This window comes from Prevotella rectalis (genome assembly GCF_900607215.1).
In the GTDB taxonomy this organism is placed as follows: domain Bacteria; phylum Bacteroidota; class Bacteroidia; order Bacteroidales; family Bacteroidaceae; genus Prevotella; species Prevotella brunnea.
Genome location: NZ_LR027820.1, coordinates 404463 through 413104, shown reverse-complemented (window position 1 = coordinate 413104; position 8642 = coordinate 404463). Strand labels below are relative to the sequence as shown.

Sequence of the window (8642 nt, the reverse complement as noted above, 5' to 3'; positions counted from 1 at the left end):
GGAAAGATGCCAAAGTTGGTGTCCTTGCTTACCAACGACTTTGACATGTCCATGGAGACTATCGTAGCCATCTACCGCAGGAGGTGGCAGATAGAGTCTCTTTTCAAGCAGATAAAACAGAACTTCCCGCTTAGATACTTCTATGGGGAGAGTGCCAACGCCATCAAGATACAGATTTGGGTTACACTCATTGCCAATCTATTACTGTCACTGCTGCAAAGCTCATTGCAGAGGCGGTGGAGTTTCTCAGGGCTGGCTACTATGGTGCGCATTGTACTTATGGAATACCTCAACATGAATAATTTCTTCAACATGCCGGATGCCGACATGAAACTCATGCTTGAAGCAGCGGCTGAATCGCCACCCGAGGTAACAGAAAATGAATAAGGGGGCTTGTCACTAACATGCTGTCATCCGAACTATTGTGTCTCAATGAGTTGGAATGAGGATTTCTATGTTTAGCGGACAGTAATAATCTCCATTAGCGTATCGGTATGGGCTGTATGGTTCATCGCAGAGTTTTGCCTCCTCCATCTCGTCGTTTGCCTGCTGTATTGCATCCCAGCGGTGCTTGATACGCAATTCCTGTACGGCGTCGCATGCTAACTTTTGTACATGGAACCTATCGATTACACGCTTGGCATTGGGAAACGACCTTCTGACTATTTTGCGCATAGAGTCGGACAGATCCAGAGTGACTTCCTCAACAGAGGAGCGTTTCTCCTCATCAATCCTATCCAGTACTGCTATGACATCTTCTGACTTTGTACCTGCAATTACTGCCACGAGACTTCTTTCCCGTGTCCTTGCTGCACGGTTGGTCACGAAAGTGTACAGTTCGCCGTTAGACAGTGAAGTTTCATCAATAGCCAAAGAGGATCCGATGTTGTCAGGAAAGAGAAGCCACTCGTCGGCATGTTCTGCCTGGTCCCATTGACGGAAGCCGCTCAGAACTTCCTTGTATTGTTTCTCAAATGTATGTCCGTCAATATGATAGAAATCCTCAAGCGTAAGGCAGGTCACGGGGGATGTCTCCATACGTTTCTTTTAAAAAAGCTCCAAATTCCTTGGAGTAACGAGTGCCCTGAGCTACCATGTCTAAAGCGATGGGAAGCGTAAAGCTCTTGCCTGTGCGCAAGTCCGTCCATCGTCTGCGACGAATTTTCAATATAACCTTATGGTCTCGGATCGGAAAGTCAGTTATATTAACAGCTTCCATGAACCCTTTGGACTCGAAGTTGGCATCATCCGACAAAGTCTTGTCCATACGTTCGTCAAGACTAATATGAAACTCTGATCCGACCTTACGGACAGAAACAATAGTAAAAAACTCTAATATTTGAGTGGGCAACACAAGAGCTGCCAAGGTGCGTAACATATTTTCTTCCATGATGCGAAGGTCGGAATTATTAAGATAAATAACAAATTATTCCCCAGGATATTTCTACTGAGCCATTGAAATTCCTTTGGTGTTATTATTCAATTGGATCAAAACCTATGGGCGGAACGGTTTCCAAAGTATAATTAATATCTTCAATGTTGAAACAGTCATCTACAAGCTCACCAGCTTCCTTCATCTCATTATAGCTCCAAATTCCACCACAATCTTCTTCGGGGCTTATCCCCTTTGAAGCTGTGCATTTAGCATATTCTGACGTTTCATTCAAGATTTTTTCAATTTCAATATCATGTATCCAGTCATCACCAAAATCGTAAACATAACATAACTTTCGATTTATGGTTCCGTCCCCAAAGTATTCACCTATTGTGAATGTCCTTGCATTATAATCTGGCTCGTCATATTCTACTGCCTCTGCTATGTTGAGCACGTTGCTGTAGGCAGTATCTCCAAAGCAATACAAATGCTCATTATACCACCCAAAAGCCACTTGTATGACTGCATGCAAACCTGAGAATGTGAAATGCGAAGGTACCAAAACACGGCGCCATACAGGGGGCTTTGAGATTCCGCGCAACTTTATCTTGAATTGGTAAGTAAGTTTTAATCCTTTTTTACCGGCTAATTTCGGCTTATTTCTTTTGAAATATTTCGATGATTGATCTATGAGTAGATTAACTGTTTCTATTAATTCTGAGAATTCTTTTTCTGATAATTGCCGGTTTGACAAAAATGGTTCAGTATGTTTCTTTTTCCTCATAATTTAATTAGAGTTTATTGTAAAGATGTAATCAGATGACTTATTAGGTAATGATATATCTTGAATATTCCAATCTATTCTATTAATTCAGTAATGTGTGCTTATACCATTCGTAGAGCCTTTTCACGCCGTCTTCTATCTCAACTTTATGTTTCCAACCTAAGGAGTGAAGTTTTGAAACATCAATGAGTTTTCTTGGAGTTCCATCGGGTTTACTGCGGTCCCAAACTATCTCCCCGTTAAATCCTACGGTCTTGGCAATAAGCTGCGAAAGTTCCCTTATAGTTAGTTCTTTACCAGTGCCGATGTTGATGTGGCAATTCTTAATTTCGCCCAATGCAGGAATGGCTCCTCCGCGTCCATCACTATTGTTGCGATCTACCTTGCCATCTATTGAAGTACCGAAGAATGTTGAAGAATACTTTTCAATTCCAATGACGTCCTTAAAATCAACATTGAGCAAAAGATGAACGGAAGCATCTGCCATATCTTCACTCCAAAGAAATTCCCTTAATGGACTACCGGTTCCCCACAGAGTAACTTTGTTATCCTCGATGCCATAGAATGCGAGTGCGTTAAGAATCCTTTCTTTGGAAGAATTTCCATCAATGTTATCAGTTCCAATTTTTTTAGCAAGAGCTGGCACGGGATTAATCGGTCGTTTATTCATGTCGATACAAATGGCATTCCAATCCTGATTATGAATCAGCTTTGCCAAATATATTTTGCGCATAATCGCAGGCATGACATGACTGTTTTCCAAATGGAAGTTGTCGTTAGGTCCATATAAATTAGTTGGCATAACGGCAATGTAGTTTGTTCCATACTGTAAATTATAACTTTCACACATTTTTAGTCCTGCTATCTTGGCTATTGCATATTCCTCATTTGTGTATTCTAAGGGAGATGTAAGAAGCGCGTCTTCTTTCATTGGCTGAGGAGCTCCTTTGGGATAGATGCACGTAGAGCCTAAAAAAAGAAGCTTTTTTACTTTATATTTGAATGCGCACGAGATGATATTGCACTGAATCATCATGTTCTGCATTATGAAATCAGCGCGATATAAACTATTTGCCATGATGCCACCTACGAAAGCCGCAGCGAGAACAACTGCATCCGGATGCTCTTGAATAAAGAAATCCTCAACAGCCTGTTGATTGGTCAGATCTAAATCAGCATGGCTCTTTCCTATAAGATTATTGTATCCACGCTGTTTTAGATTATTCCAAATGGCAGATCCAACCAATCCATGATGACCTGCTATATAAATTTTAGAATTTTTATCTATCAACATTGCTTTCATTATATGATTATGTTTATTCTATAATTTATATCTTGAAATGAGGTTTTTTAACGTATTCTACATCATAATCTACCATTACTTTGATGAGTTCCTCAAAACTTGTTTTCCTCGGATTCCAACCTAATTCTTTCCGAGCTTTGGTAGGATCACCAAGGAGTTGTTCTACTTCTGCTGGTCGGAAATATTTAGAGTCAACTTCGATTAAGACCTTACCTGTCGCCTTGTCAATACCTTTTTCGTTCAAGCCTTCACCTTGCCATAGCAATTGAATACCTACGTGTTGGAAAGCGAGTGTGGCAAATTCTCTGACAGTGTGATATTCACCGGTGGCAATTACATAGTCTTGTGGGTTTTCTTGTTGAAGTATCAGCCACATACATTCTACATAGTCTTTTGCATATCCCCAATCACGGAGGGCGTTTAGGTTGCCAAGATAGAGCTTTTCTTGTAATCCCTGTGAGATGCGTGCTGCAGCTAATGTAATCTTCCGGGTAACGAAATTTTCTCCACGCCTTTCGCTTTCATGATTGAAAAGTATGCCGTTACAGCAGAACATATCGTAACTCTCGCGGTAGTTCTTAATAATCCAATATCCATACAATTTCGCTACCGCGTATGGAGAACGTGGATAGAAAGGCGTTGTTTCCTTTTGTGGAATTTCTTGAACCTTACCGAATAATTCGGATGTGCTTGCTTGATAAATTCTACAAGATTTCTCCAGTCCACAGATTCTTACCGCCTCTAATAATCTTAACACTCCAATCGCATCGGTATCTGCCGTATATTCCGGCACCTCAAAACTTACTTTTACGTGGCTTTGGGCGGCGAGGTTATAAATCTCTGTTGGTTTTACTTCCCCAATAATTCTGATAAGGGATGATGAATCGGTCATATCTGCCCAATGCAGATTCACAAGTCGTTCTTTTCTCATGTCGCGAACCCATTCATCCAAATACAGATGCTCTATTCTTTGTGTGTTGAAAGATGAACTGCGGCGTAGAAGTCCATGAACCTCATAGCCTTTTTCCAATAAAAATTCAGCAAGATAACTTCCATCTTGCCCGGTAATACCTGTAATCAGTGCTACTTTTCTTGATGTCACTTTATTTCCATTTTAAGCACCTTTTCTACAATTGGTGCCATATCATAATATTTGTATTCTGCCAAACGACCGCCAAAAATTATATTTTTCTCTTTATCGGCAAGTCTTTTATATTTTAGGTATAGTGCATTATTTCTCTCGTCATTTACCGGGTAGTAAGGTTCTAATCCCGATTTCCATTCTGTAGAGTATTCTTTTGAAATGATAGTTATGGGGCACCGCTCCACATCTTGACCAAACATTTCAAAATGTTTATGTTCGATGATGCGTGTGTAGGGTGTAGCCTCATCGGTGTAATTAACCACTGCGCAACCTTGATAGTTTGTTTTTTCGATGATTTCTTCTTCAAACTTGACGGTACGATAATCAAGTTTTCCGAACCGATACTCATAGAACTCATCTATCTTCCCGGTAAAGACAATCTTATCTGCTTTTGCAAGCCACTTCTCTTTGTCATCGAAAAGGTTAGTGTTTATTTTCGTATCAACGCCCTTCAATAAGGCTTCAATAAGTTTGTTATATCCGCCTTTGGGAATACCTTGGTAGCAATCGTTAAAGTAATTATTGTCGAAAACTAAACGAATGGGCAGCCGCTTGATGATAAAAGCAGGAAGTTCTATACATTTTCGTCCCCATTGTTTTTCCGTATAGCCTTTTATTAACTTCTCGTAGATGTCCTTTCCTATCAGTGTTAAAGCCTGTTCCTCCAAGTTCCTCGGTTGAAGCACACCATCTGCGTGCATTTTTTTTATGGCATCGGCACGCTGTTCATTCAATTTCATTTCCGCTTCTTCCGGGGTTGTTACTCCCCACATTTGATAAAAAGTATTCATGTTAAACGGAAGATTGAATAACTTACCTTTGTAATTTGCTATTGGTGAGTTGGTAAAGCGGTTAAATTCCACCAAGGAATTTACAAAATCCCAAACGGATTTACTGTTTGTATGAAAGATGTGAGCTCCATACTTGTGAATGTTTATTCCTTCCTTAAACTCGCAATATAGATTACCACCCAACTGCGGTCTCTTGTCAATTACAAGACATCTTTTTCCTTTTTGAGTAGCCTGATGCGCAAACATTGAACCGAACAAGCCAGCACCTACTATAAGATAATCGTATTGATTCACGTAAAAAAAATATGATAGTTCAACAAATGATTATGTAGTATCTGAAACTATTTTTTGTCAATAATGTATTCGAATGTTAATAAGATGATTTTCCGTGATGGAAAGTTTTTTATTTTTATTCTGCTTATTTTGTGCCACACACCCTTGCATACTGTTATTGACTAAATATTATATTATTAGGTGCAAAGATAAAAATAAATAATGAAAGAACCAATAAAAATGCTTTTTTTCCGAAAACTTAAAGCTATCGCTTTTTTATTACCGACTAATAAAGTTGTAAGGAAATATAATGGACGCAAAAACGTAGGAGGTCATCGTCTATGATGAGTGTCTCCTCCTACGAATTATTCCGATTATACTAAGTAGAGTCAATATGTGTTATCCCAAGTACTTCATAAGCACTCTTGCGTTCCCACTTTCTCTTATCTTCTCTATCGCCTTTTCACGAATTTGTCTTACACGCTCTCTTGTTAGTGCCATTTCTGTACCTATTTCTTCTAAGCCTTTTTCTTGACAGCCTATTCCAAAACACTCTACAACAATCTTTCTTTCTCGCTCCTTAAGTGTGTTTTGCAATACAGCCTTAAGATCATCGGACATTGATTCAAAATCTACGCCTCTATCAGTGCGAGAATCATCACCGGAAGCAAGCATATCGCTCATGGAATTGTCATCATCATCGCTAAATGGTGCATCGATACTCATGTGGTGATTGTCCGCACTCTGACTCTGGCGTATCCTTGCTTCGTCGATGCCGGTCAAATCAGCCAACTCGTGAATAGATGGACGCCGATTGTACTTTTGAACAAACTCGTTTGTAACTTGATTGATTTTAGATATGGCACCTACCTGATTGAGTGGCAGCCGCACGATTCTGCTTTGCTCAGCTATCGCTTGCAAAATGCTTTGGCGAATCCACCACACGGCATAAGAGATAAACTTAAAACCACGTGTTTCATCGAATTTCTCTGCTGCTTTGACAAGACCAATGTTGCCTTCATCAATCAAATCTGTAAGTGAGAGACCTTGATGTTGATATTGTTTTGCCACGGAAACTACAAATCGAAGGTTGGCCTTGATTAGTTTTTCCTTAGCTCGTTCGCCCTTCTTCCCGCCTTTGTGAATTTCTTGAGCTAACTCAATTTCCTCATCAACGGTAATCATAGGTTCGCGACCAATTTCTACCAAGTACTTATCAAGTGCTTCACTGGAACGATTGGTAATACTTTTTGAAATCTTAAGTTGTCTCATTGATTTAATTTTCCTCCTAAAAAATTATTGGGATTTTCTACTTGCACAAAAACGACTTGCAAAGATACAAATATTTTTTGATAAATCCAATTTTTTTCGTTTTATTTTGTTGCTTCTCGTATAAATATAAGTTAAATAATACTATATAATTAAAACGATCTTTGCTATTATAGAAAATCCATTCAAAACCTCACTAATCCTATTGCTTGCCTTGATGAAATAAACTGTCTTATACGGATTTAGCTTGTCACAATTCTGACTATAAAAAAAGTAAGAAATTATGACAAAACGTAAAACCCCGCGCGAATTTTCGTATTCGTTCAAGCTGCAAGTGTTAATCGATTATTATTCTAGCGGTGCTTCTCAAGCGTCCATATTGCGTAAGTGGAATGTGTCTAGTGGTTCAATGTTCCAATGGCTGAAACGTTGGCCCGTTGATTCAAAATCGTTATCTTTGCCCTCGGAAGTAATCCAGAGGTATCGTATGGCTCATAAAGAAACGAATTTGACAGACAATGAGATATTGCGCCAGAAGATAGTGAACCTCCAACACGCATTGTCTTTGGAGAAGATGCGCAGCCGTGCCTATGAGAAACTCATAGAGATAGCCGAATCCGAGGAGGGTATCAGCATCTTAAAAAAAGATGGTGCCAAACAGTAACGGCGCTGCGTGAGGAGTTTCCCGGTGTATCCGTGGAATTCCTCTGTGGGCTGTTTGGCAAGAAACGCCAGTGGTATTACGCAAGCAGCAAGCTTGTGATTTCTGAGCGGCAAAGGCGTAAACTGATAGTTGACAATGTACTCTACTATCGTGCCTGCTGTCCCGGGATAGGCGGTGTGAAACTGCACGTCCTCCTCAAGTCGGAGCTAGGTGAAGATGTTACTCATGGTCGCGACTCCTTCTTAAAACTACTTGCTTCAGAAGGACTTATGCTTCCCAAGAACAAGCGAAGACGTACAACGGACTCCAATCATCCTTATAGGAAGTATCCTAATCTTGTACAAGGTGTTACGGCAATGTATGCTAACCACATTTGGGCAGCCGACATAACCTACGTTTGGATTTACGGCAACGTCCTGTACCTCCATCTCATTACAGATGTTTACTCACATGCTGTCATAGGCTGGTGCTTATCCGAAACCATGGAGGCTATAAATACGAAGGAGGCATTGCTAATGGCAGTTAAGGCAGCCGGAGGAGGCAACCTCTGCGGAACGATACACCACTCTGACAGAGGTTCGCAATACGCCTGCCACCTATATGTTGAAACTCTTATGTGCCACCATATCAGGGTTAGTATGACAGAACGGTACAATCCTACGGACAATCCTGTGGCGGAAAGGACGAATGGAACCTTTAAGGTTGAGTGGATTTACCAGCAGGAGATGTACCGAGATTATGACCAGGCCAACATGGAAATCTCCAAGGCAATAGCCTTCTACAACTACAGACGACCGCATATGAGCATAGGAATGAAATGTCCGATGGATGTCTATAGAGGCGAACAGCCCGGGAGAAATCTTTGGAAAAAGAGATAAATGCTTGCAAAAAAGAAAAATATAAAGTATCTTTGGAACGCCGAAAATATGGCGAACGACGGTCTTATGCCATCTTCACCAAAGGTCCCAGGGGGCATCGAGCCCCCTAAGACCTTGCCGAAAATATGACGGAACTTAGGTGTTGTCCATCTTCTTTTATG

The 8642-nt window shown here is 40.4% G+C and carries 9 protein-coding genes and 1 pseudogene; 3 read left to right on the top strand and 7 right to left on the bottom strand.

Annotation, left to right across the window (positions count from 1 at the left end; genetic code table 11):
* Positions 1-387 (top strand): transposase (locus E0E16_RS14145; RefSeq protein ID WP_130828423.1); only part of this gene is annotated, 387 nt, incomplete at its 5' end.
* A gap of 87 nt (positions 388-474) precedes the next feature.
* Here the strand turns inward: E0E16_RS14145 and E0E16_RS02580 are convergent.
* The 7 genes and pseudogenes from E0E16_RS02580 to E0E16_RS02550 all read right to left on the bottom strand — a co-directional run.
* A pseudogene (locus E0E16_RS02580) lies at positions 475-1038 on the bottom strand (ISAon1 family transposase); the annotation flags it as partial.
* Positions 1004-1390 carry an ISAon1 family transposase N-terminal region protein gene (locus E0E16_RS02575; RefSeq protein WP_130828697.1) on the bottom strand — a complete coding sequence of 129 codons (387 nt, stop codon included), beginning with the start codon at positions 1388-1390 and terminating at the stop codon, positions 1004-1006. The pseudogene E0E16_RS02580 and the gene E0E16_RS02575, both read right to left, overlap by 35 nt.
* Before the next feature lie 85 nt (positions 1391-1475).
* A complete protein-coding gene (locus tag E0E16_RS02570) occupies positions 1476-2159 on the bottom strand; it encodes a plasmid pRiA4b ORF-3 family protein (RefSeq protein ID WP_130828696.1) in 684 nt (227 codons plus the stop codon).
* Positions 2160-2241: 82 nt separating this feature from the next.
* Positions 2242-3453 carry a GDP-L-fucose synthase family protein gene (locus E0E16_RS02565; RefSeq protein WP_130828695.1) on the bottom strand — a complete coding sequence of 404 codons (1212 nt, stop codon included), beginning with the start codon at positions 3451-3453 and terminating at the stop codon, positions 2242-2244.
* A 34-nt stretch (positions 3454-3487) separates the two neighbouring features.
* A complete protein-coding gene (gene gmd / locus E0E16_RS02560; RefSeq protein WP_130828694.1) occupies positions 3488-4564 on the bottom strand; it encodes a GDP-mannose 4,6-dehydratase in 1077 nt (358 codons plus the stop codon).
* Positions 4561-5691, bottom strand: a complete 1131-nt coding sequence (glf, locus tag E0E16_RS02555; RefSeq protein WP_130828693.1) for a UDP-galactopyranose mutase — start codon at positions 5689-5691, stop codon at positions 4561-4563. Before glf ends, gmd begins: the two co-directional genes overlap by 4 nt.
* Before the next feature lie 378 nt (positions 5692-6069).
* A complete protein-coding gene (locus E0E16_RS02550; protein ID WP_130828692.1) occupies positions 6070-6942 on the bottom strand; it encodes a sigma-70 family RNA polymerase sigma factor in 873 nt (290 codons plus the stop codon).
* A 280-nt stretch (positions 6943-7222) separates the two neighbouring features.
* Between E0E16_RS02550 and E0E16_RS14140 the strand changes: the two genes are divergently transcribed.
* Complete coding sequence (locus E0E16_RS14140) at positions 7223-7603, top strand: hypothetical protein (protein WP_130828438.1); 381 nt, start codon at positions 7223-7225, stop codon at positions 7601-7603.
* A gap of 32 nt (positions 7604-7635) precedes the next feature.
* A complete protein-coding gene (locus E0E16_RS02540; protein WP_240048166.1) occupies positions 7636-8481 on the top strand; it encodes an IS3 family transposase in 846 nt (281 codons plus the stop codon).
* Positions 8482-8642: the final 161 nt, after the last annotated feature.